The 26,978-nt window shown below is 71.5% G+C and carries 21 protein-coding genes, 6 tRNA genes, 1 pseudogene and 1 riboswitch; of the genes and pseudogenes, 10 read left to right on the top strand and 18 right to left on the bottom strand.

Annotated elements, in window-relative coordinates; translation table 11 throughout:
* Positions 1–6: 6 nt before the first annotated feature.
* Both ACBJ59_RS08975 and ACBJ59_RS08970 read left to right on the top strand, forming a co-directional pair.
* Complete coding sequence (locus ACBJ59_RS08975) at positions 7–1,950, top strand: phosphopantetheine-binding protein (RefSeq protein ID WP_375109675.1); 1,944 nt, start codon at positions 7–9, stop codon at positions 1,948–1,950.
* Complete coding sequence (locus tag ACBJ59_RS08970) at positions 1,947–3,020, top strand: saccharopine dehydrogenase NADP-binding domain-containing protein (RefSeq protein WP_375109674.1); 1,074 nt, start codon at positions 1,947–1,949, stop codon at positions 3,018–3,020. Before ACBJ59_RS08975 ends, ACBJ59_RS08970 begins: the two co-directional genes overlap by 4 nt.
* Before the next feature lie 320 nt (positions 3,021–3,340).
* Here ACBJ59_RS08970 and ACBJ59_RS08965 read toward each other — a convergent pair whose 3' ends face one another.
* Complete coding sequence (locus tag ACBJ59_RS08965; RefSeq protein ID WP_375109673.1) at positions 3,341–5,308, bottom strand: alpha/beta fold hydrolase; 1,968 nt, start codon at positions 5,306–5,308, stop codon at positions 3,341–3,343.
* 127 nt (positions 5,309–5,435) lie between these two features.
* A pseudogene (locus tag ACBJ59_RS08960) lies at positions 5,436–5,969 on the bottom strand (cupin domain-containing protein); the annotation flags it as partial.
* Between the two features lie 691 nt (positions 5,970–6,660).
* On the opposite strand from ACBJ59_RS08960, the gene ACBJ59_RS08955 reads away from it, so the two are divergent.
* Positions 6,661–7,086 carry an alpha/beta hydrolase gene (locus tag ACBJ59_RS08955; protein WP_375109672.1) on the top strand — a complete coding sequence of 142 codons (426 nt, stop codon included), beginning with the start codon at positions 6,661–6,663 and terminating at the stop codon, positions 7,084–7,086.
* 154 nt (positions 7,087–7,240) lie between these two features.
* On the opposite strand, the gene ACBJ59_RS08950 is transcribed toward ACBJ59_RS08955, so the two are convergent.
* The 11 genes from ACBJ59_RS08950 to ACBJ59_RS08900 form a co-directional block, all read right to left on the bottom strand.
* Positions 7,241–7,314, bottom strand: a tRNA-Leu gene (locus tag ACBJ59_RS08950).
* Between the two features lie 115 nt (positions 7,315–7,429).
* A tRNA-Pro gene (locus tag ACBJ59_RS08945) sits at positions 7,430–7,505 on the bottom strand.
* A 231-nt stretch (positions 7,506–7,736) separates the two neighbouring features.
* Positions 7,737–8,810: a mechanosensitive ion channel domain-containing protein gene (locus tag ACBJ59_RS08940; RefSeq protein ID WP_364121851.1), complete on the bottom strand. Its 1,074-nt coding sequence runs from the start codon at positions 8,808–8,810 to the stop codon at positions 7,737–7,739.
* Between the two features lie 19 nt (positions 8,811–8,829).
* Entirely contained in the window at positions 8,830–9,825 is a 996-nt protein-coding gene (locus tag ACBJ59_RS08935) for a ribonucleotide-diphosphate reductase subunit beta (protein ID WP_375109671.1), read from the bottom strand.
* Positions 9,826–9,837: 12 nt separating this feature from the next.
* A complete protein-coding gene (locus ACBJ59_RS08930; RefSeq protein WP_375109670.1) occupies positions 9,838–12,009 on the bottom strand; it encodes a ribonucleoside-diphosphate reductase subunit alpha in 2,172 nt (723 codons plus the stop codon).
* 118 nt (positions 12,010–12,127) lie between these two features.
* A riboswitch (cobalamin riboswitch) is annotated at positions 12,128–12,325 on the bottom strand.
* Positions 12,326–12,329: 4 nt separating this feature from the next.
* On the bottom strand, positions 12,330–13,295 hold the full coding sequence (locus tag ACBJ59_RS08925; RefSeq protein WP_375109669.1) for a tripartite tricarboxylate transporter substrate-binding protein: 966 nt from the start codon (positions 13,293–13,295) through the stop codon (positions 12,330–12,332).
* A gap of 97 nt (positions 13,296–13,392) precedes the next feature.
* A complete protein-coding gene (locus ACBJ59_RS08920) occupies positions 13,393–14,154 on the bottom strand; it encodes an SAM-dependent methyltransferase (RefSeq protein ID WP_375109668.1) in 762 nt (253 codons plus the stop codon).
* A gap of 60 nt (positions 14,155–14,214) precedes the next feature.
* Entirely contained in the window at positions 14,215–16,035 is a 1,821-nt protein-coding gene (gene glmS, locus ACBJ59_RS08915) for a glutamine--fructose-6-phosphate transaminase (isomerizing) (protein WP_375109667.1), read from the bottom strand.
* 12 nt (positions 16,036–16,047) lie between these two features.
* A complete protein-coding gene (locus tag ACBJ59_RS08910; RefSeq protein ID WP_375109666.1) occupies positions 16,048–16,323 on the bottom strand; it encodes a hypothetical protein in 276 nt (91 codons plus the stop codon).
* Between the two features lie 69 nt (positions 16,324–16,392).
* Positions 16,393–17,178 (bottom strand): ABC transporter permease, encoded by a 786-nt coding sequence (locus ACBJ59_RS08905; RefSeq protein WP_375109665.1) that lies wholly within the window; start codon positions 17,176–17,178, stop codon positions 16,393–16,395.
* On the bottom strand, positions 17,168–17,974 hold the full coding sequence (locus tag ACBJ59_RS08900) for an ATP-binding cassette domain-containing protein (RefSeq protein ID WP_375109664.1): 807 nt from the start codon (positions 17,972–17,974) through the stop codon (positions 17,168–17,170). Before ACBJ59_RS08900 ends, ACBJ59_RS08905 begins: the two co-directional genes overlap by 11 nt.
* Before the next feature lie 56 nt (positions 17,975–18,030).
* Between ACBJ59_RS08900 and ACBJ59_RS08895 the strand changes: the two genes are divergently transcribed.
* From ACBJ59_RS08895 to ACBJ59_RS08870, 6 genes are all read left to right on the top strand, one after another.
* Positions 18,031–18,639 (top strand): TetR/AcrR family transcriptional regulator, encoded by a 609-nt coding sequence (locus ACBJ59_RS08895; RefSeq protein ID WP_364121826.1) that lies wholly within the window; start codon positions 18,031–18,033, stop codon positions 18,637–18,639.
* A 64-nt stretch (positions 18,640–18,703) separates the two neighbouring features.
* Positions 18,704–21,034 (top strand): N-acetylmuramoyl-L-alanine amidase, encoded by a 2,331-nt coding sequence (locus ACBJ59_RS08890; protein ID WP_375109663.1) that lies wholly within the window; start codon positions 18,704–18,706, stop codon positions 21,032–21,034.
* 90 nt (positions 21,035–21,124) lie between these two features.
* A tRNA-Gly gene (locus tag ACBJ59_RS08885) sits at positions 21,125–21,196 on the top strand.
* 15 nt (positions 21,197–21,211) lie between these two features.
* Positions 21,212–21,282: transfer RNA gene (locus ACBJ59_RS08880), tRNA-Cys, on the top strand.
* A 50-nt stretch (positions 21,283–21,332) separates the two neighbouring features.
* A tRNA-Gly gene (locus ACBJ59_RS08875) sits at positions 21,333–21,404 on the top strand.
* 19 nt (positions 21,405–21,423) lie between these two features.
* Positions 21,424–21,498, top strand: a tRNA-Val gene (locus tag ACBJ59_RS08870).
* Positions 21,499–21,700: 202 nt separating this feature from the next.
* Here ACBJ59_RS08870 and ACBJ59_RS08865 read toward each other — a convergent pair.
* The 5 genes from ACBJ59_RS08865 to ACBJ59_RS08845 form a co-directional block, all read right to left on the bottom strand.
* Positions 21,701–21,916, bottom strand: coding sequence for a hypothetical protein (locus ACBJ59_RS08865; protein ID WP_375109662.1), 216 nt, complete (start codon positions 21,914–21,916; stop codon positions 21,701–21,703).
* A gap of 205 nt (positions 21,917–22,121) precedes the next feature.
* Entirely contained in the window at positions 22,122–22,772 is a 651-nt protein-coding gene (locus tag ACBJ59_RS08860) for a GNAT family N-acetyltransferase (RefSeq protein WP_375109661.1), read from the bottom strand.
* Between the two features lie 215 nt (positions 22,773–22,987).
* The gene (locus ACBJ59_RS08855; protein WP_375109660.1) at positions 22,988–23,758 is read right to left on the bottom strand and encodes a DeoR/GlpR family DNA-binding transcription regulator; all 771 of its coding nucleotides are present in this window, start codon (positions 23,756–23,758) and stop codon (positions 22,988–22,990) included.
* A 20-nt stretch (positions 23,759–23,778) separates the two neighbouring features.
* The gene (gene pdxA / locus ACBJ59_RS08850; RefSeq protein WP_375109659.1) at positions 23,779–24,849 is read right to left on the bottom strand and encodes a 4-hydroxythreonine-4-phosphate dehydrogenase PdxA; all 1,071 of its coding nucleotides are present in this window, start codon (positions 24,847–24,849) and stop codon (positions 23,779–23,781) included.
* Entirely contained in the window at positions 24,846–26,048 is a 1,203-nt protein-coding gene (locus ACBJ59_RS08845) for a four-carbon acid sugar kinase family protein (RefSeq protein ID WP_375109658.1), read from the bottom strand. Before ACBJ59_RS08845 ends, pdxA begins: the two co-directional genes overlap by 4 nt.
* Before the next feature lie 286 nt (positions 26,049–26,334).
* Here ACBJ59_RS08845 and ACBJ59_RS08840 point away from each other — a divergent pair, with 286 nt between their 5' ends.
* Entirely contained in the window at positions 26,335–26,943 is a 609-nt protein-coding gene (locus tag ACBJ59_RS08840) for an HpcH/HpaI aldolase/citrate lyase family protein (protein WP_375110212.1), read from the top strand.
* The last annotated feature ends 35 nt before the right edge of the window (positions 26,944–26,978 follow it).

Genomic DNA, 26,978 nt, shown 5'->3' with positions numbered 1-26,978 from the left:
ACACGTATGAAGGAGCTGGCCGAGATTTGGTCGGAGCTGCTCGGCCTGCCGCCCGGCGAGATCCCGCACGATGTCGGGTTCCTGCGCCTGGGCGGGGACTCGGTGCTGGCGGTCCGCATGTCGGCGCTGGTCCGCAAGCGGCTCGGCGTCGCGCTCGCCCTGTCGGACGTACGGGTCGAGACCACGCTCGGCGACCTGGCCGAGCTCGTACGGCGGCACACCTCCGGCGGCTCCACCACCCGGGCCCTGCCGCTCACCGTCACGCCGCGGCCGGACCCGCATGCCGAATTCCCCCTGCTCCCCCTCCAACAGGGCTACTTCGTCGGCCAGCAGGACGGCTGGGAGCTGTCCTACGACTCGGCCCACTACTACCTGGACTACGCGCTGACCGGCATGGACGGCGACGAGGCCGCCGACGCGCTGGCGGACGCGGTCGAACGGCTCGCCGCGCACCAGCCCACGCTGCGGGCCCGGGTCACCTCCGACGGCCGCCAGCACGTCCTACCCGCCGACGCACCCGGCGCGGTACCCCGGGTCCGCGTATACGACCTGCGCGAGGCGGGCCCGGACGAGATCGACACCGCGCTGCGCGACGTACGGCAGGAGATGAGCACCAGCGGGCCGGACCCCACCAGCGGCCCCGGCATCGACGTCCGGCTCACGCTGCTGCCCGGGGACGAAGGCCGGCTCCACCTCGGGCTGAGCCTGCTGATCTTCGACGGCTGGTCGTCCAGCGTGCTCAGCCGCGACCTGCTCACCTTCGTCGCCGACTGGAACGCCGCCCTGCCGGCCCTGGACATCCACTTCGGCGACTACGTCACCTCGCTCGCCGACTTGCCGGCCACCGAGGCCTGGCAGGCCGACCGGGACTGGTGGTGGTCCCGGCTCGGCACGCTGCCGGGACCGCCGGCGTTGCCTCTGGCCGCCGACCCGCAGGAGGTGCGGCCGGTCACCATGGGCAACCGCGAACACCGCTGGAGCGCCGAAGACTGGGCGGCGCTGCGGCGGCAGTGCACCGATCGGGGCGTGACCCCGTCCACGGCCATGCTGACGGCGTTCGGCGTGGTGCTGGCGCGCTGGGGCGGGCACCACCGGATGTTGCTGAACTCGCTCCAGCTCAACCGCCTGCCCATCCACCCCGAGGTGCAGCGCGTGGTGGGTGCCTTCGCCGCGACCATGCTGCTTCCCCTCGACCTGGACCCCAAGGCCACGTTCGCCGAGCTCGCCACCACCGTGCAGGCGACATCTGGCGAGCACGCCGCCCACAACCTGATCACCGGTGTTGAAGTCGGGCGTGAGGTGGCCCGCCGCCGGGGGAGCTGGCGGCCGGTCGGGCCGGTCGTGTTCCAGAGCGTGCTCGGGGTGGACGCGGCCATGGGCGGCGGGCCGCCGGAGGAGGCGGGGCCGCTGGGCCGAGTGGTCGCCGCCGACTACTTCCACCAGCTCCGCACGCCGCAGGTGGCGATCGAGGTCCGCTGCTTCGAGCTGGGCCCGGAGATGGTGGCGGTCTTCTCCCTGGTCGAGGAGCTGTTCGACACCGATCAGGTGACGGTTGCGTTCGCGGAGTTCGTGGCGTTGGTCGACGCCCTCGCCGACGGGAGCGGCTGGGATCGGGTGCCCGGGTTGCCCGAGGAAACGGAGCCCGGCTCAGCATCTGGTTCGCGGCTCGGCCTGTTGCCCGAGACGGCCGTCCGACACCGGGAGGGGCCACCGGCCGACGATCTGGAGCAGGCCGTCGCCGACGTGTTCGAGGAGCTCTTGGAGGTGCCGGTGCTCGACCGCGCCGCCGACTTCTTCGGCCTCGGCGGGGACTCCCTGCTCGCGGTACGGGCGGTCGTGCGGCTCGCCAAGGAGGCCGGCGTGTCCGTGCCCGTGCGGGAGTTCCTGGCCGACTCCACAGTGGCAGGGGTGGCCACCGCCGTCCGCTCCCGCCTCGGTGACCAGCGGTGATCGGGATCCTGGGCGCCACCGGCGCGGTCGGCCGCACGGCCGCGCAGCGTATCGCCGCCTACGGCCTGGGGCCGGTCCGCGTCGGCGGCAGAAACCTGACGGGGGCCGCGGACCTCGCGGCCACGCTTGCCGCTCCCGCGCACGCGGTCCGGGTGGACCTGAACGACCCCGCCGAGCTGGCCGCCTTCTGCGACGGCTGCCGGATCGTGGTCAACTGCGCGGGGCCCACGTACCAGGTGCTGGACACGGTTGCCCGCGCCGCCTTCGCCGCCGGCGCCCACTACGTCGACATCGGCGGCGAGCTGGCCGCCAAGGATGCGCTCACCGGCGAAGGCGTCGCCGATGACCGGATCGCGGTGTTCTCCGCGGGGGTCATGCCTGGCCTTTCCGGCCTGCTGCCCCGGCTGCTGGCCAAGGGACGCCCGTTGCGCCGCCTCGACGTGTACGTGGGCGGAGCGGCCGTCTTCACCCCGTTGTCCGCGGTGGACGCGCTGCTGACCAGGGGGCCGAGGTTCGGCGAGCCCATGGCGGCCTGGCGGGACGGCCGGGTGGCCCCCGGCACGCTGGCCCCGCTGCACCAGGTGCGGCTGCCGGGCTTCCCGGTACCCGTGCACGCCTGGCCGTACCTCACCACCGAGGCACAGACTCTGGCCACCGACACCGGGGCCGACGAAGTGCGCTCCTACAACGTCTTCGTCTCCAACCGCCTCCCCGAAGCCCTCGCCGCGACCTGGGCCGAGGTGCCGGACGCCCGCCCCGAGACACTCGCACCACACGCGGAGGCCGTGGTGCGGGCCTCGCTGCGGGACAACGCCGACTTCGGCGCCTTCTACGTCATGCTGTTCACCGCGCGACCTCGTCCGGGCGCCCCGCCCGGGCCCACGAGAGTGCTGCTCACGGCCGTGGACTCCTACGCGCTGAGCGGGGTGGTGATGGCGCTGGCCACCCACGCGGTGTCGTCCGGCTCCGTGCCGGCCGGCGTCCACCTGGCGGCCGAAGTGCTGGACCCCGACGCCACCGCCGCCGCGCTGCGAAGTGACGCGCTCGTCGGAGGTCTCACCATCGAATGAGGCCAACGCTGAGGTCTCGCCAGGTTGTCGCGCGCGTCTTCCCGTCACAGATCTTGACCGTTGATCGGTCCGGTGGACGGTCGCTTTGCCGCCGCCGCTGCCGGCCTGCCGTCCGGCAGCGGTCCCTGCGTACGCCGCCGGTCCCAGGACCAGGGCGCCTCCCAGCATGGCGGCAACCGTGCATAGGCGAGGAATGACGAGGTCATCGTGAGCGGCCTGGTGCCGTCGCAGGAGGACGGAGCAGGGGCAGGTGCCGGCCGACTGCGATTTCCACCTGGTCATGGACGTCCTGTCCGGCCGAAGCAGGACGCTACGGAGCGTCAGCGGACCCGGACGGGCAGGGTCTGCAGCCCACGGATGAGGGTGCTGGCGCGCCATTGCAGGACGGGCGAGCCCAGTTCGATGCTGGAGAAGCGGCCGAGCAGCCTTCCGATGGCGATCTGCGCCTCCAGCCGGGCCAGCGGCGCGCCCACGCAGTAGTGGATGCCATGGCCGAAGGCCAGATGGCCGCCGCCTGGCCTGGTGAGGTCGAGCCGGTCGGGGTCGGGGTAGCGGCTGGGGTCGCGGTTGGCGGCCAGCAGGGAGATGAAGACGAACTCGCCCTCGGGGATCTCGACGTCGCCTACACGGATCGGCTCGGTGGTGAAGCGCAGGGTCGCGATGTTGATCGGCCCCTCGAAACGCAGGAACTCCTCCACCGCACCCGGCAGCAGGGACGGGTCCGCCCGCAAAGCGGCCAGCTGGGCGGGGTCGCCGATCAGGGCGAGCACGCTGTTGGCGATCAGGTTGACCGTGGTCTCGTGGCCCGCCACGAGCAGCAGGAACGCCATGGACACCACTTCGTCCGCGGTCAGCCGGTCGCCTTCGTCGGAGATGTGCACGAGCTCCGACAGCAGGTCCTCGCCGGGTGCGGCCCGCTTGGCGGCGACCAGCCCGGTCAGGTAGGCGTGCATCCACGCGTGGGCCTCGCGCATCTCCTCGGCCGACGAGGCCGCCACGAAGGGCGCGGTCCAGGTCCTGAACTCGTCGTGGTCCGCGGCCGGGATGCCGAGCAGCTCGCAGATGACGGCGATCGGCAGGGGGAAGGCGAACGACTCCATGAGGTCGAACTCGCCCACCTCCGCCATGCCGTCGAGCAGGCCGTCGGTGATCTGCTCGATGCGCGGGCGCAGCCGCGACACCGTCCTGGCGGTGAACGCCTTGTTCACCAGTTTGCGCAGGCGCGTGTGGTCGGGCGGGTCGGAGTTGAGCATGTGGGCCGACAACGACGAGGCGTACGGCCCCGCCGTCCCCGGTGGGAACAGCTTCACCGCCCTGGCGCTGTCCTTGGCCAGCCTGGGGTCGTTGAGCAGTTCCCTGGCTTCGGCGTACCTGGTGACCAGCCAGACCCTGAGCCGCCGGTGCGCGGTCGCGGGCCGTACCGGCCCCGCCTCGCGGGCGCGCCGGTAGACCGGATGCGGATCCTGGAAGAAGGCCCGGTCGAGATTGAGTGCCGGGTCCGTGACCGATTCGCTGTACCGCAACGTTCGCCTCTCTCCAGCTCGGCGGGCGCCCGCCGAAACCGCCGTACGATCTCCTCGGGCGGGCAGGGCGTCTGTCACCTCGTCGATGAGGCCGGCCAGCTCGCCCGGCCGCGACAGGAACGGAGAATGGCTCCCCGGCAGGTGCCTGACCACCCCGGCCATCGTGAGCTGCCGCTTGATGAACAGGTCGGGCATGCTCCGGTCATCGTCGCAGACGATGAGCGCGGAAGGCACCGTTCGCCACGAGGCCCGCGTCTGGCGCTCGGTGAAGGCACGCGCGCTCTGTGGTCTGAGCCGGGCGACGGCCGCCTCCGCCCACTGCGCCGGTACGTCGTGGTAGAGCGCCTCGACCGGCGGCTCAGGAGCCGGCAGCAGCTCGGCGTCCTGGGGGAACCACGGCCCGCCGAGCGGCGTGACCACGGCCTCCCCCGCCTCCAGCATGTGGGCCGCGAGGTAGACGAGCCGCCGCACGTTCGGCACGGTCTCGGCCACCTCGGTGACGGGGACGCCGCCGTAGGAGTGCGCGAGCACGGTGACCGGTCCCTCGATGGCGCGCAGATGTTCCCGTACGGCCCGCGCGTCGTCGTACATCCCCGCGTGTGGATCCCCCGACGTGCTCGGCAGGTCCACCGTGGACGTGCGCCAGCCGCGTTCTTCCAGCTCGGGTACGAGCCGATCCCAGCACGACGGTCCGTGCCAGGCGCCGTGCACGAGCACCAGCGTCTCCTTGTTCACCACGTTCTCACCCCCGTTTTCGCATGACACCCGGCCAGGATGGCAGGGCCGCGTGTACGCGCCGCCTATACGGCATTGACGCGATGTCAGCGCGATGACGCACCGGCCCCCGGCCGCTGATGAGTTCGGCGGGGGTGCAGTCCTCAATGATGCGGCCTCATCCAGGACCAGAGGTGGCCTCGTCCGGCACGATGACGGGCGGGTTCACGAGAAGCACGCGACCGGGCGGTCGTCGCCACCGTGTCGCCACCGTGTCGCCACCGTGTCGCCACCGTGTCGCCACCGTGTCGCCACCGCGCGCGCAGGCGGTCGGTGCCGGTTCGATTCGCCAGCCGGTCAGGTGGTCCAGCGGGCTCTGCCCGACGGTCCGCCTGAAGCGGGCGGCGCGTGTCGAACGGGACACTGCCGCGGTCTCGGCCAGGTGCACGCGCAGCGGGTGAAGCAGCATGACCAGGGCGAGATGCTCGGTGACCGGTGTCGAGGCGAGCTTCTGGTCGCGCAGCTCTGCGTCGAGCTGCTCAAACGCCCCATGTACGGTCGCGGCCTCGGTGGTGCGGCAGGGCACATGGATCACTGGCGGCAGCACGTCGAGCAGCAGTTCGCGCGCCCGCTGACCGCCGGCAACCATCCTGACGGACAGGCGGCTGGTCGTGCCGGATCGGCTTGCACCACCGCCCACGAGATCCTCACCGGGCGGCGCATCATCGACACCGGCGGTGCCTCCGGGATCGGCTGGAGACGGTAAGGGCGCCGCGGGGCGCGGGAGCCGAGATCACCGTCGCGGCCCGCAACCCCACCGGCGGCCGGCGAGCCCTCGACCTGAGCGATCTCGGCTCCGTGCGCGCGTTCGCGGACGATTGGAGCGGGCCGGTGCACGTGATCGTGGCGAACGCCGTGACCATGGCTCTGCCTGCCCGCCAGGTCGCCGGCCAACGGCTGGGAGCTGCAGCTGCCTGCGAACTTTCGCGGGCACTTCGCACGATCGCCTCGGTGCTGCTCGCCGGGTCCCCGCTTCTCTGGGCCTACGCGCTCACAGCGACAGCGGACCACTGAACCGAGGCGTCGTCACCGGCACGTCTCAGCCGCGCTCGCCGATCGCCTCCACCTCGGCACGCATCCGGCAAGGCGGCCGTCATCAGCGTGGCCGGGCCGCTGTCGAGAGAAACTCCGGAGGCCGAGTCCGCGCCGCACCGATCACGAGTTCGCCGACGGCCGTCGGGCGCCCCGGCGGCAGGTCGACAGGCACAGGAGCGCCACCATGTCCGATATTTCGTACGAGAAGCTTGGAGCACCATTCATGACTACTGTGATGCTTGTGCACGGCGCCTGCCACCAGCCGAGCAGCTGGGCCCGGCTTGAGGCCGAGTTGCACGCTCTCGGCTATGGCACGCGCACGCCGGGGCTCCCGAGCGCCGGCGAACATCCCACCGCAGGCATGCATGAGTCGATGTACGCCATCCACGGCCTCCCCGATCCCGAAGACACAAGCGGCCTGTTCCCGCTCAGCGACGAACCCGCGTGTCTCGCTCTACGGCGATCTGCCCGATGAAGAGGCCGAGCAGGCGGTGAGCAAGCTGGTCAACCAGACCATCCGATCGTTCGCGGAGAAGGTCGACGTAGCCGCCTGGCGGAGCATCCCGTCCACCTACATCATCACGGAGCAGGACCAGGCCGTCCCTCTCGCACTGCAGGAGCAGATGGCAGCCCAAGCGGCCGAGACCCGCCGGCTCCCTGGCGGGCATTCGCCGTTCCTGTCCCGGCCACGACGGCTGGCCACCCTCATCGACGAGATCGTACGGTCGGCCTGAACCCTTCGCTGTGCCAGTCCTTCATCTCCTGGTGCTTGGCCTTGGATACCACCGACATAGGAGATTTCTGGCCAGAAGCGATCTCGACATGTCCCTTCTCGTCCGGGTCTCTCGCAGGAGGCATCCGCGAAAGTGCAGGGTTTGTCCAGTCATGTGCCGCTCCAGGGATTCGAACCCTGAACCTCCGCCTCCTGAAGACGGCGCCTCTGCCAGTTGGGCCAGAGCGGCTGGGCCCCGGGCTTGGCTGGCGTGGGCCGGCCCGGGGCGAGGGCCGGGTCCGGCCGGGGGGCGCCATTCCCGCCGGCCAGGCCGTGGCCCGCGGCCCTTTCCTTTCAGGGCCGTGTCCGAGTGGCAGGATTCGAACCTGCGGTGCTCCTGCTCCCAAGGCAGGCGGGCTGACCAAACTGCCCCACACTCGGTTTCCTCGAATGAAACAAGCCGCCTCGAATTTCTTCGAGACGGCTTTTCCGGTAATCCGCGATTGGATTATCCGGTAAGCCGTCGCCGCAGCTCGGGCAGGGCAGGGAGCGGCCGGGAGAGGCTCAGGTAGCGCACTTCGCCGCCCTTCCTGGACGTTGCTGAACGTTGCTGGACAATGTCCACGGTAAACCGATGATCGGGCGCGTGCCACATATTTAATTCCGGCCGGCTCAGCGGTCCTTGGTCCAGCTCACGCCCACCCGGGTCTCCGGGGTCTCGACGCGGAAGCGGGGCAGGGCGTCCGGGTAGTTGTCGCGGACGTAGTTGACCAGGAACTCGCGTACGTCGCACTTGAGGTCCCACGAGGACGGCGAGTCCGCGGCGCTCATCAGGCCCCGCAGCTCCACCAGGCCGTTTGGCAGCACGTCGGTGACCTGCAGCGTCCAGTCCTTCTGGTCCCACAGCGGGTTGCCCTGGAGGAACTCGTACAGGGCGTCGCGCAGTTTCGGGACCGGCACCGCCCAGTCCACCCGCAGGTACACGACGGCGAGCACGCGGCTGCCGTGGCGGGTCCAGTTCTCGAACGGGGTCTGGGTGAAGTACGACACCGGCAGCACGAGCCGGCGCTCGTCCCACAGCCGCACCACCACGTACGTGAGCGTCAGCTCCTCGATCCGCCCCCACTCCTCCTCGACCACGACCACGTCGTCCAGCCGCAGCGCGTCGCTGAAGGCGAGCTGCAGCCCGGCCAGCACGTTGCCGATGGTCGGCTGGGCGGCGATGCCGACGACCGCGCCCGCGATGCCGGCCGAGGCGAGCAGCCCGGCCCCGAGTGCCCGCACCTGCGGGAAGGAGAAGAGCATCGCGCCGACCGCGATGACGACGATGACCGCGGCGGCGATGCGGCGGACGAGCGCGATCTGCGTCATGATCCGCCGCGCCCGGCGGTTGCGCTCCCCCTCGACCAGCACCAGCCGGTCGAGGACGATGTCCGTGAACGCGTACGTGGCCTGCACGATCAGCCAGGTCACCGCGGCGATCGTGACGAGGCCGAGCACCCGCTCCACCGACCCCGCCACCGCCCGTTCGGACGGCGTGTCGCCGAACATCCCCGGCCCGAACACCACGTTGAACGCCACCACGGCGGCCACCGAGAACGCGGGCCACGTGCAGTGCTCCACCAGGTGCCGGGCGAGCGCGAATTTGCGCCCCATCCTGCTCAGCACCCGCCGGGCCACTTCCACCAGGAGGATCGAACCGACCACGGCGATTACGAGGATCGGCCAGTCCGCTGGAGACTGCACGCTCATGCCCCCTTATGTATTAGAACGTCTCGTCAAAGCTCACATTGCCCTCAACCGCCACTTGGTAAGCAGAAACCCGCCGTTCGAAGAAGTTGGCCAACTCCTGCACGTCCTGCAACTCCATGAACGCGAAGGGGTTCGCCGAGCCGTACCGGCTGGGCAGGCCGAGCCGGGCCAGCCGCTGGTCGGCGACGTACTCCAGGTACTGGCGCATCTGGTCCACCCCCATGCCGGGCATGCCCTCGCCGCACAGGTCCGCGGCGAAGGCCAGCTCCGCCGCGACGGCCTCCTCGATCATGAGGGTGACCTGCTTGCCCAGCTCGTCGTCGAACAGCGACGGCTCCTCGGCCCGCACCGTGTCCACCACGCTGAACGCGAACTCCATGTGCATGGACTCGTCGCGGAACACCCAGTTCGTCCCGGTGGCCAGGCCGCCGAGGAGACCGCGCGAGCGGAACCAGTAGACGTACGCGAACGCGCCGTAGAAGAACAGGCCCTCGATGCAGGCGGCGAAGCAGATGAGGTTCAGCAGGAACTGGCGCCGCTCCGCGGCCGTCTCCAGCCGCCGCAGCCCTTCGATCGAGTCGATCCACCTGAAGCAGAACTCCGCCTTGTCGCGGATCGACGGGATGTGCTCGATCGCGGCGAACGCCTTCACCCGCTCGTCCGGGTCGGGCAGGTAGGTGTCGAGGAGCGTCAGGTAGAACTGCACGTGCACGGCCTCCTCGAAGAGCTGCCTGCTCAGGTACAGGCGCGCCTCGGGGGCGTTGACGTGCTGGTAGAGGTTGAGCACGAGGTTGTTGGCCACGATCGAGTCGCCGGTGGCGAAGAAGGCGACCAGCCGGTTGATCAGGTGCCGCTCCTGCGGGGTCATCCTGGCCAGGTCGGCGAGGTCGTTGTGCAGGTCCACCTCCTCGACGGTCCACGTGTTGCGGATGGCCGCGCGGTAGCGCTCGTAGAAGTCGGGGTAGCGCATGGGCCGCAGGGTGAGGTCCATACCGGGGTCGAGCAGCACGAAAGGGTCTCCTTACTGGCAGGCTTCGCAGGTTTCGGGGTTCTCGAGGGAGCAGGCGATCGCCTCGGCGGAAGGGGCCGCGACCGTCGTCTGGGCGATCCGGGTGGCCGGGCGCGAGCGCAGGTAGTACGTCGTCTTGAGGCCCTGCTTCCAGGCGTAGGCGTACATCGACGAGAGCTTGCCGATGGTCGGGCTGGCCATGAAGAGGTTGAGCGACTGCGACTGGTCGATGTACGGCTGCCGCGCGGCGGCCAGGTCGATCAGCGCCTTCTGCGGCAGCTCCCACGCCGTGCGGTAGAGCACCTTGAGGTCGTCGGGCACGCCGGGCACGGTCTGCACCGAGCCGTCGGCGCGCTTGAGGTCGTCGCGCACCTGCTGGGTCCACAGCCCGCGCGCCTGCAGATCGGCCACCAAATACCGGTTGACCTGCAAGAACTCGCCCGACAGGGTCTCCCGCTTGAACACGTTGGACACCTGCGGCTCGATGCACTCGTAGCAGCCGGCGATGGAGGCGATCGTCGCGGTCGGGGCGATGGCGACCATGAGCGAGTTCCGCAGGCCGGTCTCCGCGATCTTCTCGCGGAGCGCGTCCCAGCGCGGCGAACCGGCCGCGCCGTAGTGGTCGGGGTGCAGCACTCCCCCGGCGGCCCGCGTGTCGGCGTACGACGGGTGCCTTCCGCGCTCGGCCGCCAGGTCGGCCGAGGTGTCGTACGCGGCCAGCGCGATCTCCTCGGCGATCCTGGTGGACAGCTCCAGCGCCCGCGGTGAGTCGAACGGCAGCCGCAGCGTGAAGAAGACGTCGGCCAGCCCCATCACGCCCAGCCCGATGGGCCGCCACCGCTTGTTGGCCGCCTCGGCCTCGGGCGTGGGGTAGAAGCCGAGGTCGATGGTGCGGTCGAGGAAGCGGACGGCGGTGCGCACGGTCCGGCGCAGCCGCTCCCAGTCCATGTCCTGCCCGGCGCCGTCCCCGGTCAGGTGGGCGGCCAGGTTGACCGAGCCGAGGTTGCAGACGGCCGTCTCGGCGTCGCTGGTGACCTCGAGGATCTCGGTGCAGAGGTTCGACAGGTGGATGACGTTCTCGGGGCGGGCGGTCTGGTTGGAGGTGCGGTTGGCGGCGTCCTTGAACGTCATCCAGCCGTTGCCGGTCTGGGCGAGGGTGCGCATCATCCGGCCGTACAGTGTCCTGGCGGGGATCTGCCGGACGTACCGCCCGGCCGCCTCGTACGCGCGGTACGCGGCCGTGAACTCCTCCCCGTACAGGTCCGTGAGGTCGGGCACCTCCTTCGGGTCGAACAGCGACCACGTCCCGTCCGCCTCGACCCGGCGCATGAACTCGTCGGGGACCCAGTTGGCCAGGTTCAGGTTGTGGGTGCGGCGGGCGTCCTCGCCGGTGTTGTCGCGCAGCTCCAGGAACTCCTCGATGTCGGCGTGCCAGGTCTCCAGGTAGACGCAGGCCGCCCCCTTGCGCCGGCCGCCCTGGTTGACCGCCGCCACCGAGGAGTCCAGCGTGCGCAGCCAGGGCACGATGCCGTTGGAGTGGCCGTTCGTACCCCTGATCAGGGAGCCGCGCGAGCGCACCCGGGTCCAGGAGATGCCGATGCCCCCGGCGTACTTGGACAGCCGGGCCACCTGCCCGTACCTGTCGTAGATGCCCTCCAGCTCGTCGCGCGGCGAGTCGAGCAGGAAGCAGGACGACAGCTGCGGCCGGCGCGAGCCGGAGTTGAACAGGGTGGGCGAGCTGGGCAGGTACGACAGCGTGGACATGAGCGCGTACAGCTCCGCCGCCTCGGCCACCGACTCCGACAACCCGCAGGCCACGCGCAGGAAGAAGTGCTGCGGCCGCTCCAGCACCCCGCGCGTCTCGGGGTGGCGCAGCAGGTAGCGGTCGTACACCGTGCGCAGCCCGAAATACTCGAACCGGTCGTCCGCCTCGGCGGAGACCAGCGCGTCCAGCTCGGCGGCGTGCGCGGCGACGAACTCCGCCAGCCCGTCCTGCACGAGCCCGGCCGCGTGGGTGGCGGCGATGGACTCCGAGAACGTCCGCACGCCGTGCGCGGCCGCCTCGTCGGCGATCTCCTCGGCCAGCAGCCGGGCGGCGACCCGCGAGTTGGCCGGGTCGGTGATCACCCGGGCGGCGGCCTCCTCGATGGCCAGGCGGCGGTCAACCTCAACGATCTGAGTCACGTGCTCTCTCTCCTCGCGAGCTCATCCCCGTGAGGGCACGCGAGAGCACGGCGAACCGGATCACCGGCCGCGTCGCGCTCCGGCCCGCCCTCGAGGCCCTGAACACTTCGTGCCGGACACGGCCCGGCACGACGCTGGCAGGTCTTCGGGCTCGCGGGCGCGCTCCATGGCTCCTACTGGCCGTCGCTTCCCGGATCTCTCCAGTGCACAATGACGGCGGTCGTTCCCGCTCACCGCTGCGGGGCAGCCCCGGAATCTCACCGGGTTCCCTTTTGCTCCGCCTCCGGAGAGGCGAACCAGCGACGACCAGGATCCTACATCTAGTGGCCGTTCCCGCAACTACCCCAGCATGTTGTGGCTTTGGTGGTGTCGAGCAGTCCGAGGTCCCGCAGGACCGCGCGGGTGCGGGCGATCTCGGTGCCGACCCAGCGGGCGAAGTCGTCGCCGACGAGGGGGATCGACAACCAGCCGGCGGCCCGGCACGCCGCCTCCCAGCCGGTCGAGCCGATCACCACCTCGCACATGCGCAGGGCCGCCTCGCGGCTCTCGTCGGCCATGTCCTCGGGCCCGAAGGCGGCCACCCAGTCCGCGAAGTCCACCCGCACGCCGCACTCCAGCAGCGTCGGCACGTCGAGCTCGGGCACGCGGGTGGCCGAGGACACCGCCAGCGCCCTGACCCGGCCGCGGCCGATGCCGGCGCGCCAGCCGGTCAGCGGTCCCGCGGCGGCGGCTCCCTTACCGGCCAGCAGCGCGGTGGCCGCCTCGCCGCGGCTGGGGTAGCCGGTGTACTCGACCTGCCTGGTGTCCGCGCCGAGGGCCTTGGCGATCAGGCCGAACAGCAGGTGGTCGGGCTCGCCCTGCGGCCCGCCCACCAGCGGTGTCCGGCCGGGCGAGGCGACCAGCCGGGCGCCGAGGTCGTCGAAGTCCTTGACCGGCGAGGCGTCGGGCACGACCACGACCTCGACCTCGCCGCTGAGCCTGGCCAGCGGGGTGCCGGTGTCGAGCAGGCTCTGGCCGTTGTTCAGCTCGGCCGCGGCCAGCGCGGGCAGGCCGGTCACCGTGATGGGCGTGCCGGCGCCGGACTGGAACCCGGCGGTACGGGCCGCCCCGGCGAACGCCCGCCCCACGGGGGCCCAGCGCGGCCCGCTCGGATTGATGGAGAATCCGGTACGCGGCACGTCCCCGCCGGTGCGCTCCGTACCGCAACCGGCGGCGCAGGCCGTGACTCCCAGCCCCCAGGCCAGGAACCGCCGCCGGCGCATCTGCTTCTCCCCCGAATCCCCCATTACCCTAGGTTAATAACCCATTACGCACCGCTACACACCCGGGTCGCGACAAACAACACAAATCGCTTTTCTTCGCGCTTTTTCGTGATTTTTAAACTTATTGGGTTTTCTTGCCGACCCCGGCCATGAGCGACGACGGCAACGACCAGTCGCCCACCAGCTTGGGCCGGTCCGGACGCCAGTCGGTGGCCTGCACGAGCCCCGGCGGCTCCAGCGGGAACCCGCCGAAGAACGCGCGGATCCGGGCCGGGGTCCGGTCGGTCCCGCCCCGGGCGGAGGAGCCGCCGCGCTCCTCGTCCTCCAGGTGCGCCATGGTCGTGGCGTGCGAGATCACCAGATAGCCGCCCGGCGCCATCCGCTCGCGGAGCACGCCCACCGCCTGCTGGGGGTGCGCGGAGTCCGGCAGGAAGTGCAGGATCGACACCAGCAGCACGGCGATCGGCTGGTCGAGGTCCAGGAACTCACCGGCCCCGGCCAGCACTTCCGCCGGATCCAGCAGGTCGGCCTGGACGAAACGGGCCCTGCCCGGTGCGTGCCGGAGCAGGGCCGTGGCGTGGGCGGCGACGACGGGGTCGTGGTCGACGTAGACGACCCGGGCCTCCGGGGCCACCTCGTGCGCGCTGCCCTGGGTGGGCAGCCCGCTGCCGAGGTCGAGGAACTGGCGGATCCCGGCCCGCGCCACGTAGCGCACGGCGCGCTGGAGGAAGGCCCGGTTCGCGCGGGCCAGCGCGACCGCCTCCGGGATCAGCTCGGCGAGCTGGTCAAGGGCCAGACGGTCGACCGCGAAGTTGTCCTTCCCACCGAGCATGTAGTCGTACATGCGTGCGGGATTGGGCCTCTGTTGGTCGAACTTCCGCACAGTATCGAATTTATGTCGTCGCAAGCCAGATAACGATAGTTTGCGCTGAATTGGACTCAGTTACTCAACCGTTACGCTCTTGGCGAGGTTGCGCGGCTTGTCCACGTCGCGGCCCAGCGCGACCGCCGCGTAGTACGCCAGGAGCTGGAGGGGAATCGTGAGCAGGATGGGGTCGAGCTCGATCTCGTTCTTGGGGATCACGATCGCGTCGTCGGCCAGCTTGGCGTCCGGCTTCCGGTGGCCCACCATGAGCACCTGGCCGCCGCGGGCGCGGATCTCGCCCAGCGTGGTGAGGTTCTTGTCGAGCAGCTCGTCGTCGGGGACGATCGCCACCGTCGGCATGTCGGGGCCGATCAGCGCGAGCGGGCCGTGCTTGAGCTCGCTGGCCGGGTAGGCCTCGGCGTGGACGTACGAGATCTCCTTAAGCTTCTGCGCGCCCTCGCGGGCCACCGGGTAGCCGCGCACCCGGCCGACGAACATCATGCTCGCGTGCTTGGCGTACTTGTCGGCCAGCTCGGCGATCCTGTCGCCCTGCGCGAGGATCTGCTCGATCTGACCGGGCAGGCGGCGCAGGCCCTCCACGATGCGCCGCCCGTCGGCCGGCGACAGGTCGCGCACCCGGCCCAGGTGCAGCGCCAGCAGCGCGAACGCCACCGAGGTGGAGGTGAACGCCTTGGTCGAGGCGACCGAGACCTCGGGGCCGGCGTGCAGGTAGATGCCGCCGTCGACCTCGCGGGCGATGGCGCTGCCCACGGCGTTGACGATGCCGATGACCCGGCCGCCCTTGCGCTTGAGCTCCTGCACGGCGGCGAGGGTGTCGTAGGTCTCCCCCGACTGGCTGATCGCGACGTAGAGCGTGTCGGGGTCGACGACCGGGTTGCGGTAGCGGAACTCGCTGGCCGGCTCGGCGTCGGATGGGATGCGCGCCAGCTCCTCGATGAGCTGCGCCCCGATCTGGCCCGAGTAGTACGCCGACCCGCAGCCGATGATCTTCACCCGCCGGAAGCCCCGCGTCTCTCGGGCGTCCATGTTGAGCCCGCCGAGGTGGGCCACGTGGAAGCGCTCGTCCAGGCGGCCGCTCATGGTGCGGGTCATCGTCTCGGGCTGCTCGGAGATCTCCTTGAGCAGGTAGTGCTCGTAGCCGCCGGTGTCGTAGTGGCCGGCGTCCCAGTCGACGGTCAGCGGCTCCTTGGCCGTCTCGCGGGCGTCGCTGGCGAAGGTGTGGAAGCCGTCGGCCTTGAGCACGGCCAGCTCGCCGTCCTCCAGGTGCACGACCTGGCGCGTGTAGCGGACCAGGGCAGAGACGTCGGAGGCGGCGAACATCTCCTTCTCGCCGATGCCCAGCACGATCGGGCTGCCGTTGCGCGCCACGACCACCTCGCCGGGCCGCTCGGCGTCGATCACGGCGATGCCGTACGTGCCCACGACGCTCTTGAGCGTCTTCCTGACGGCCTCCTCCAGCGAGTCGTTCTCGTCGGCCGCGTGGGCGATCAGGTGCGCGAGCACCTCGGTGTCGGTCTCGGAGGCGAACACCACGCCGTCGGCCTCGAGCTTGGCACGCAGCTCGCCGGCGTTCTCGATGATGCCGTTGTGCACGACCGCGATGCGCTCGTCGGCGGACAGGTGGGGGTGGGCGTTGACGTCGCTCGGCACGCCGTGCGTGGCCCACCTGGTGTGCCCGATGCCGAGGTTGCCCTTGAACCGCACGGGCACGACCTTGGCCAGGTCGGCCACCCGCCCCTTGACCTTGCGTACCTTCAGCCCCTTGTTGGACACCACGACCCCGGCCGAGTCGTAGCCCCGGTATTCAAGCCGCTGCAGGCCCTCCAGCAAGATGGGCGCCGCGTCCTTGGGGCCGACGTAGGCCACGATTCCGCACATCGAGGTCTCCTCTTATCCGTAGACAATCCTGCGTAGCTGCCGCAGGGACAGCTCCGGCGCCGCCACCCGGCGGCCCCGTAATTCGCCGGCGATCCGGGGGAAGATCTCGTCGTTGGTGTATCCGCGCGTCTTCAGCTCGCCGTGACGGCGCCGGACGAACTCCTCGACGGGCTCGGAGAAGTACGACAGCACGTCGGCGACCACGCGGGCGGCCTCGCCGGGGTCGAGCGGGCTCGTCCTCGTGAGGTGGGTGATGAGATCTTCGTACGGATGCCGTGCCGTGGACACAGACGAGGACACTACGACTCTGGAACGAGACACGCCAACATCCTGCCCGATATCGGGCAGGAATTAACTCTATAGCGCGCTCGAACGGCCCCAACCCCTGGCGAACCGCCGGCAGGCGAAGGCTCCGGCGGCCGTTCCGAGCCCGGCGAGCACCGCCGCGGGCCCGGCCGTACCGGCGATGTCACCCCGCACGGCGGCTTGCAACATGGTCGTGGCCCAGTAGCCGGGCGAGATCGGCGCGACGGCCTGCGCCCAGGACGGCATCAGCGCGAACGGCACCAGCGCCCCGCCCAGCGCGCTGACCGACAGGGCCGCGATGTTGCACAGGGTGCTGAGCTCGCCCTGGCTGCGTACGACGCCGGCGACCGCCGTGCCCGCGCAGAGCAGGACGAAGCACCAGACCACCACGGCCAGGGCGAGCGGCCACAGCGGCCCGGCCGGGCGCATGCCGACCGCGAGCACGCCGTAGACCAGCAGCGCGGCCTGCTGGACGACGAGCACGGCGAAGACGGGCAGGGCCTTGCCGATCAGGATCTCCGGGACCGCGGCCCTGGTCGACCGCAGGCGCTCCCAGGTGTGCCAGGAGCGTTCGGTGAGGGAGGCGTTGGCGACGTCGGCCATGGACAGCACCGAGAACATCACCAGCAGGCCCGTGACCGCCTGGGTGGCCTCGCCGAGCATGCCCTTGAAGATCAGCATGAGCACCATCGGCATGACCAGGTAGCTGACGAAGTGGGCGGGGTCCCGCCTGCGCAGCAGCGCGTTGTGCCCGGCCAGCACGGCCACGCGCCGCAGCGACGCCCGCACGGCGACGCCGCGCGCGCCCTCGCTCTCCCGGCTCGGCTCACGACGCATGGGACAGCTCCCGGTAGAGGTCGTCGAGGGACGGCTGGCGGATGTCGATGCCGCGTACCGGGCGGTCGAGGTCGCGCAGAAGGCGGGCCAGGGTGGCGGTCGGGTCGGTGGTGGCCACGGTGATCTCCTCGCCGCCCTCCACAACCACCCTGACCTCACCCGGCAGGTCCTTGAGCAGCTCGGTGCCGGTGCCCCTGGCGATCACCCGGCCGTTCCTGGCCACCGCGATCGTGGCCGACAGCTCGGTCAGCTCCGGCAGGTAGTGGGTGCAGTAGACGACAGTCGCGCCGCCGGCGGCCCGGCGACGCACCGCCGCGAGCAGCGCGGCGCGCGTCCCGGGGTCGGCGCCCGCGGTGGGCTCGTCGAGGAGCAGCACGTCGGGGCCGGGCAGGAGGGCGGTGGCGGCCTGGACGCGGCGCTGCTGGCCGCCGGACAACACGCTCACCCTCCGGTCGAGGACGTCGGTGAGCGCGAGCTCCTCGGCCGTGCCCTCCACGGCCGCCGCCAGGGGCGGCCCGCGCAGCCCGGCGAGGCCGCCGAAGAGCCGTAACGTCTCCCGTACGGTGATCGTGGGGTAGAGCGCGAGCTGCTGCGGCGCCACCCCCACGTCGCCCTTGACGCGCACGTGCCCGGCATCCGGCGCCGTCAGCCCCGCGGCGATCTCGAAGAACGTGGTCTTGCCCGCCCCGTTGTGCCCGACCAGCCCCGCGATCTCCCCTGGCTCCACCCGCAGGTCGAAGCCGTCCAGCGCGGTGACGGCACCGTATCGCTTGACCAGCCCGCTCGCGATCAGCATGATGATCGACCTCCCTAGTCTACGATGTAGACTGCTCTACACTGTAGACTGCGCTAGTGCGAAAGCTCAAGACCTCCCGGCAGCCGGAAATCCTCGACGCGGCGCTCGCGATCGCCGACGAGCGCGGGCTCGACGCCCTGTCCATGCGGGCCGTGGCGGAGCGGGTCGGGGTGACGCCGATGGCCCTTTACGGGTATTTCCGGAACAAGGATGAGCTGCTCGACGGCCTGGTGGGGCGCCTGCTCACCGAGCTGGCCCCCTCGGACCCCGGGCGGACGTGGGAGGAGCGGCTGGGCGCGATCGCGTGGGCGACCCGGCGAGTGGCCCGGGAGCACCCTTCGGTCTTCCCGCTGCTGCTGTTCCGCGCCTCGGTGACGCCGGACGGGGTGCGCGTGGTGGACCTGATCTACCAGGCACTCCTCGACGCGGGGGTGCCGGATGCCGACGTTCCGCGGATCGAGCGGCTGGTGAGCACGTTCGTGCTGGGCTTCGCGGTCTCGGAGGTGAACGGGCGCTTCTCCGGGGCCTCGAACGAGACGCGGGCGCGGCGCGGGGGCGACGCTCCGGCGCATCGTCGGCTGGCCGGGCACCTGACGCCCGATGACTGGGATGCCGAGTTCGCCGCGGATCTGGCTGATCTCATGCGTATCATCCGACCCGTCTGACACATCCCTTTCTGGGAATAGTTACGGTGAGTAGTCGCATCGTGACGTTCCTGGGGAGATGTTCATGCAGCTCTGGCTCGCCGCCGTCCTGGCCGCCGGCGTCCTCACCGCACCCGCCGACGTCCCGTCCGCCGCTTCCGCCGGACCGCCGCTCACCGCATCGCCGGGTCTCGTCACCGGGCAGGCTTCGGGGCGGGAGGCTTCGGGGCGACAGTCTTCGGGGCGGGAGACTTCGGGGCGGCAGGCCGACTTCGCCGCGGCCGCCCGCGAGTACGGGGTGCCGGAGAGCGTGCTGCTCGGTGTGGCGTACCTGGAGTCCCGGTGGGACGCGAACGGCGGGCGACCGAGCACGGCGGGCGGCTACGGCCCGATGCACCTGGTGGACGCGTTCCCCGCCGACGCCCGCGGCCACGGCCACGCCGCCGGCCCCGCGCACGCCGGTTCGCTGGACACCCTGCACGGCGGCGCCGCGGACGGCGGCTCCCGTGACTCCCACGGCGACCCCCACAGCGACCCCCACGGCGACCCCCACAGCGACCCCCACGGCGACCCTCACAGCGGCCTCATCGGGGACCCGCGGGGGGACGATCGCCGCCCGATGGGCCGCACGCTCGCCGAGGCCCTTTCCCGATCGGCCCTGCGCACGTCGGCCGCCCAGCCCCGCACGACCCTCCCGGAGGCGAGTCGCCTGATCGGCGTGGAGCCCGCCCGGCTGCGTGACGACGCGGCCGCGAACATCCGCGCCGGTGCCGCCCTGCTCGCCTCCTACCAGGGCCGGCCGAGCTCCGACCCGGCCGACTGGCACGGGGCCGTCGCGCGGTACGCGGGAACGGAGGACCCGGTGGCCGCCAAGGCGTTCGCGGACGAGGTGTTCTCGGTGATGCGGCAGGGTGCGCAGCGGCGTACCGACGATGGTCACCTGGTGCGGCTGGACCCCGTACCGGACCTGGCGCCCGGCACCGCCGGGCAGGCCGGGTCCACCGCCCAGGCCGCCCCGGACGAGCAACCGGACACCGCCCCCACACCCGCCACGAACGAGCAGACCGACACCGGCCCGGCCCCCGGAACCGCCGGCCAGAGGCCGCAACCGCAGCCGCGGATCGACACCACCGACGAGACCATCGGCGCGCCCACCTGGGACTCCGCCGACATCAGCACCGCGCAGGAACCGGAGCTGGCGTGGAGCACCGGCCCCAAGGCACAGGGCCGGGCGGAATGCCCCTCCTCCCTCACCTGCGAATGGATGCCCGCCGCCTACAAACGCTTCGGCAAGAAGAAGAACCGCGACTACGGCAACCACGACCACCTGTCCCGCACCCGCTCGATCGACTACATCGTCATCCACGACACCGAGGGGACCTACGAGGGCATCCCCTCCATGATCCGGAACCCGAAGTACGTGAGCTGGCACTACACGATCCGCTCGCGCGACGGACATGTCGCCCAGCACGTGCCGACGAACGACATCGCCTGGCACGCGGGCAACTGGGATGTCAACACCCGTTCGATCGGCATCGAGCACGAGGGCTACCTGGCCAAGGGGGGCACCTGGTACACGGAGGCGATGTACCGGTCGTCGGCCAGGCTGGTGAAGTACCTGGCCACCAAGCACGACATCCCGCTCAACCGGGCCCACATCCTGGGCCACGACAACGTGCCGGGCACGACCCCGCAGACGGTGGCCGGCATGCACGAGGACCCGGGGCCGTACTGGGACTGGGCTCATTACTTCGAGCTCATGAACAAGCCGTTCAAGGCCGCCAAGGAGGGCGATTCCATCATCATCCGCCCGGCGTACGCCACCAACCGCCCGCGCTTCACCGGCTGCGTGTCCACCAAGCCCGCCCAGCCCTGCCCAGCGCACGGGGCCTCGACCGTCTGGCTGCACAAGTCGCCCAGCGAGAGCGCTCCCCTGGTCACCGACCTGGGCAAGCACCCGGGCAAGCCGAGCACGTACAGCGTGTACGACCACAGCGCCCGCGCCTCGACCGGCCAGCGCTACGCCGTCGCGGGCAGGCAGGGGGACTGGACGGCGATCTGGTACCTGGGGCAGAAGGCCTGGTTCCACAACCCGGCCTCGAACCCGACCGCCGTCCCGGCCAAGGGCCCGATGGTGACGCCGCTGTCGGGTCAGGTGAAGGTGTACGGGCGCGCGTACCCGGAGAAGTCCGCCTATCGGAACGGGGGGTCCCAGCCGCTGACACCGCTCAAGTACAAGATCGAGCCCGGGCAGACGTACACGGTGGGTGACACGATCACCGGCTCCTACTACGCCGCCAACGCCTTCAGCCCGTCCAAGCACGTCACCACCACCGGCCGCACCCGCTACCACCAGATCCAGCTCGGCCACCGGGTGATGTTCGTGATGGCGAAGGACGTGCGGCTGATCGACTGAATTTGGCCCGCCCGCCCGCTCCGTGCGCACGGGCACTCCGCGAAGACGATATGGTTTTCCCGTGGCCCGGGCGCACACCCAGGGCTTCACGCGGAAGTGGCTCAGTGGTAGAGCATCACCTTGCCAAGGTGAGGGTCGCGGGTTCGAATCCCGTCTTCCGCTCGGAGCAAGACTCCTGGTGGAGTGGCCGAGAGGCGAGGCAGCGGCCTGCAAAGCCGTCTACACGGGTTCAAATCCCGTCTCCACCTCGGCAGATCTGCGGAGCCCCCGGGATCCGCTAAAGTAAGTGCAACACCATGCGGAAGTGGCTCAGTGGTAGAGCATCACCTTGCCAAGGTGAGGGTCGCGGGTTCGAATCCCGTCTTCCGCTCTGAGTCCCAACTCAATACGGACGATTAGCTCAGCGGGAGAGCGCTTCCCTGACACGGAAGAGGTCACTGGTTCAATCCCAGTATCGTCCACCAACAGCAAAGAAAGCCCCAGCTCACGGCAGATGCCGGGAGTCTGGGGCTTCTTGTTGTCCGGCGCTGGTCGTGGTGCCCGGCGTCGGTCCCGACAGCATGCCCGGGCCGAAACGGGATCGAAGTCGTTCCGGCTGACCGGCCCAACGAGGTTGGTCTCCTGGTGTCGGCGATCGGCAGGGCCACCGCAGGTTTTCCCTCGCCGTCAGCCGGTGGTCTCGGAGGTCACGGTGTCGGGGTCCGGGGCCTTGATCGAGACCTTGGCGGCCCAGCCGGTGAAGCGGCTGTCGATCGTGATGGTCCTGCCGTCGAACTCGCTCTTGTCGAACACCCCCGTCGCCGCGTACGAGCTCTTCACGCTGCTCACGAGCCCGGCGGAGGTCAGCGTGAGCGTGTAGGAGACCTTCGTGTCGTTGTGCATGCGCGGTGGTCTCGGTGAAGCGCACGCCGTGGCCGGTGGTCAGCTTGCTCTTCAGGGCGCGGACCGGGTCCTTCGGGGCGGCCTGCGCGAGGGCGACCTGAGCTGGGGCGGTGGCGAGGAGGGCGCCGCAGGTCAGCAAGGTTGCGGTGATCGTCTCCTTCATGGGAGGTGATCATGCCGGAGGCCGGTCACGGGCGGGGCACGGTCACCGCTGCGCCGGGCCGAGGCCCCGGCGTTCGAGAATCCGGGCGAGCCGCTTCTCCAGGTGTGTCCGGCATTGCGGCCACTCCTCCGCGATCACCGAGAACATCGCCGAATCGCGGAGGCGGCCGTCCTCGCCCGGCGCCCACGACTGGGACCAGCTCCGCAGGACGCCCTCGAAGCGGGCGCCCACCGCCTCGATCGCGGCGCGGGAGCGGGCGTTGCGCGCGTCCGTCTTCAGGTCGACCCGCGCGACGTCCCACTGCTCGAAGGCGTGCCGGAAGAGCAGGTATTTCGCCTCCGTGTTCAGGCCGGTGCCCTGCGCCGGGCCCGCCAGCCAGGTGAACCCGACCTCGACCGCGCACAGTCGTTCCCCGTCCGGCCACAGGCGCGGGTCCCAGTAGGCCGTCGCCCCGACCGCCCGGCCCGTCGACGTCGCCACCTGCGCGTACGGAGCGAGCCTGCCCGTGGCGGCGCGGGCCAGCTGGGCGTCGACGTACGCTCCGACCTCGGCCGCCGTCGGCACCCAGGTGAACGTGTACGAGCCGCGCTCCTCCTCGGCCGCCCGCGCCAGGTCGGCCGCGTGGCGCTGCTCCAGCGGCTCCAGGCGCACGAGCGTGCCCTCCAGCACGGGCCCGTCGAGTTCGAACGTCACCGGCGCATCCTTGCCGATTCCGGAGGCGACGGTCAACGCGATTCAGCGGCCGGGTGCCGGTCGGGGTGCGTCGCGCGAGATCATGAAACCCGTGGGTGCCAGGGCCCGGGGTCGCCCTGGCCCGGAGGTCGCAGCGCTGTGGCGGGAGCGGCGGCCTCGGGTCGGTGCCCGCGATCTGGGCGCGTGGTGATGACCCTGCGTGACAGGGCCCCGGGCTAGGAGGCCGCGACCATGGTCGTGACGCCTTTCGCGATGAAGGGTTCGAGGTCGTCGTCGGTGGCGGACGCGTCCGTGACCAGGGTCCAGGTGCCGGGCATGCGGGCCCAGGCGTGGAACGGGCGGCGGCCCAGCTTGGCGGCGTGGACGAGCAGGTAGACGTGGCGGGCGCGGTCCATCATCAGCTCCTTGAACCTGGTCTGCTGCAGGCTCGCCTCGCAGATGCCGTCCTCCGCCGTGACTCCGTCGGCGCCCAGGAACACGCGGTCGAACGTCATCCGGCTCAGCGCCGCCTCCGCCAGCGGGCCCACGAAGCCCTGGCTCACGTGGCGCAGGGTGCCCCCCAGGCACTCGACGTGCACGCCCGTCGCGCCCACCAGCTCCTGCAGCGCGTTCAGGCCCGTGGTCGCCACCGTCAGGTCCGACGCGTGGCGCAGCTCGTGGGCCAGCGCGCCCGTGGTGGAGCCCGAGTCCAGCAGGACCGTCTCGCCGGGGCGGATCTGGGCGGCGGCCCACGCGGCGATGGCGCGCTTGGCCTCGAACGCCTCCCCGATGCGCTGTCGCAGCGACGCCTCCGGGTGGGTGACCACGGCCATCGCGCCGCCGTACGTGCGGGCCAGCAGGCCGGCCGCCTTCAGGTGCGCGAGGTCGCGGCGGATGGTGGAGGGCGTCACGCCGAGCTGGGCCGACAACTCCTCGACGCTGGCCAGGCCGGTGGTGGTGGCCAGGCGGACGATCTCGTCACGGCGAACCTGCGCTGCGCGGCCCATGGGTGTCCGGTCCTCTCCCGTCACAGCTCCTGCACACCCTCCCGCCGCAAGCCCTGCGCGGCCTCCCGCCGCAAGCCCTGCGCGGCCTCCCGCCGCAGGCCCCGCGCGGATGACAGCTCGGCCGCCTGGCGGAGGGCCTCGATCATGCTACCCGCGTCCGCGACGCCCTTTCCGGCGATGTCGAACGCGGTCCCGTGGTCCACCGAGGTCCTGATCACGGGCAGGCCGACGGTGATGTTCACGCCCGCCTCCAGGCCCAGGATCTTGACGGGGCCGTGGCCCTGGTCGTGGTACATGGCGACGATGAGGTCGTAGTCGCCGCGGCCGGCCAGGAAGAACGCCGTGTCGGCGGGGAGCGGGCCGTGGACGTCCATACCCTCGGCGCGCAGGCGCTCGACCGCGGGGACGATCTTCTCCTCCTCCTCGCCGTACCCGAAGAGGCCGTTCTCGCCCGCGTGCGGGTTGATGCCGCAGACGCCGATCTTGGGGCGGTCGAGGCCGGAGCCGCGCATGGCCGCCTCTCCCCTGCGGATCGTACGTTCGACCAGGCCGGGTTCGATGCGGGCGACGGCGTCGATGAGGCCCACGTGGGTGGTGACGTGGATGACCTTGACCTTGGGGGTCGAGAGCATCATCGACACCTCCTCCGTGCCGGTGAGGTGGGCCAGGAGCTCGGTGTGGCCGGGGTAGAGGTGGCCGGCGGCGTGCAGGGCCTCCTTGTTCAGCGGTGCGGTGCAGATCGCCTCGACCTGCCCGGACATCGCCAGCTCGCTCGCCAGGCGGACGTACTCGTACGCCGCGTTCCCCGCCATCGCCGACACCCGGCCCCACGGCAGGTCGTCGGGGAGCACGCCGGGGTCGATGACGTTGATCCGGCCGGGCTCGAACCCGGCCTCGGCGACGCCCCCCACGGTCGCCACCTCGGCCGGGACGTCCAGGATGGCGGCGGCCTTCCGCAGGCGGCCGGCGTCGCCGATGACGACCGGGCGGCAGAGCTCGGTTGTCGCGGGGGCCAGCAGGGCGCCCACGACGACCTCGGGTCCCACGCCGGCGGCGTCCCCCATGGTGAGGGCGATGAGAGGTGTGCTCATGTCAGCCTTTCGGGTTCTGGGTCGGACAGGTGGGTGACTATGTGGAGAAGGCTGTCGCGGTCGCCGAAGCTGCCGGGCCTGGTGACCACCGTGTGGCCTTGGGGGGTGTGGCTGAGGACCGCGCCATGGTGGATCTGCGCCATCGGACGCAGTTCCTGGACGGCGAGCGCGTCCAGGACCCGCCTCGCGGTCTCGCCGCCGGTCAGGACGAGCTTCGCGGGGCGGCCGGCGAGGGCGTCCGCGACGATCCGGCCGAGGGAGGAGGTGAGGGCGGGCGGGGGCGGTCCGGTCACCGTCACGGTGAGGACGGTGGGGGCGGTGGCGAGTGCGGCTCGTACGCGCCGGGCCGCGGCTCGCGGGGTGCCCAGGTCGCTGGTGGAGAGGGGTACGGGAGTGGCGGCGCCGTGCTCGGTGAGGAGCCTCGCCTGGGTGGCGGCGCCAGGATCGGCCGTGCCCACGACGACGAGCAGGGGCATGCCGGCGGGCGGGCGGTGGGAGGACGGCGGTGGGTCGAGGGGTGGGGGTGTGCCGGTGGGCGAGGTGCCGGTGGGCGAGGTGCGGCCGAGGGCTGCCGCGAGGCCGCCGGCGCCGATCAGGCGGGTCCCCGGGCATGCCTCCAGCGCGGCGGCCACGATCGCGTCCAGGTCGTGGTCGGTTTGCGCGTCGCACACCGCCACCCGGCCGGCCGCCTTCCCGAGTGCCCTGGTCAAGGCGGCGTGGCCGGCGCGGACGGTGGCGAGGGGCACGAGGGTGGACGGGGTCGCGCCGAGGGCCGCGGCGACGGAGGCGGGGGCGGGGCGGCGTTCGGCGTGCCAGGCGCGCGTTTCGCGCAGGGGGACGCCGTGTACGTACGGGACGCCGCCCACGACCGTGCGGCCGGCGGCGGGCAGGGCGGGAACGAGCACGGCGGGGGTGTCGAGGCAGGCGGCGGCGGTGGCGGCGACGTTCCCGCGCAGCAGCGAGTCGATCTTGACGAAGACGCGGCGGCCGGCGGCGTGCCGGAGCGCCTCCCGTACCAGGTCACCGGCCCTTGGATGGTGCCGGCTGTCGAGGTCGGCCACCAGCACGGGCGGCCCCACCGGGTACGGCGGACCGGACAGCGCGATTCGCGCGGCACCACCGGAGGACATGAGCAGCGCCGCCGTCTCGGCCGCCCCGGACAGGTCGTCGGCCAGGGCGAACACGAATCCCTCGGCCACGTCCGCACCTCCGTCCCGGCTGTCGCGCTGCGCGAATCACGCGACAAGCATTGCACGAAACGCGCAGGTCATGCCACTGTGGCGGCAGGTGCGGGCGGTCCTGGCCGCCGGAGGCGCCCGCGCAGCCGACCGACGAGGAGCCGCGCGCAAAGGCGCGGCGTGTCCCAAGGCCGTCCGGCGATCCGGCCGGTATCGCGCCGGAGGCCGGGGCGCCGCCTGTGACGTCGTGAGCGCGACGTTGCGCGGCCCGATGCCGGCGGACAGCCGTTGAGCCACGCACGCGGGGCTGCTGAGCAACCTCATCGCCGTCGACGCGGGCGGCCGCTCGGTCGGCATCGTACGCGTGGCGTCCGGCGACCCGGCTGTCATCGGCCGGGCGCTGGACTTCGGCGCGGGCGGCGTGATCGTGCCGCTGGTCGACTCGGCCGAGGACGCCGCCCGTGCCGTCTCCGCGGCCCGCTATCCCGCCGGGGGCCGCCGCTCGTACGGGCCGATGCGCTCCATGCTGCGCATCGGCCCCACCCCGGCGGAGGCGGACGAGAGCGTGCTGGTCCTGGCCATGATCGAGACGCCCGGCGGGCTGGCCGCCATCGAGGAGATCTGCGCCGTCCCCGGGCTGGACGGCGTGTACGTCGGCCCCTCCGACCTGTGCCTGGCCGTGGGCGGCCGGTTCCCGAACGACCCCGAGGTGGCCGGCGTCTTCGAGGCGGCGCTGGAGACGATCCGTACGGCCGCCGCGAACGCCGGCATCGCGGCCGGCATCCACAACCCCACCGGCGAGCAGGCCGCCCGGCGGCTGGCTGAAGGGTTCACGTTCGCCACCGTGGCCGCCGACCTCGTCCATCTGGAGCAGGCCGCCGCGGCACACCTGAAGGCGGCGCGAGGCGAGTCCTGATCCTCCCCTGCCACCGCCGTTCCACGGCCATGGAA

The sequence above is a fragment of the Nonomuraea sp. MTCD27 genome, assembly GCF_041950495.1.
Classification (GTDB): Bacteria; Actinomycetota; Actinomycetes; order Streptosporangiales; family Streptosporangiaceae; genus Nonomuraea.
Note: the sequence above shows the minus strand (reverse complement) of the source record. Positions and strands in the feature narration are given on the sequence as shown.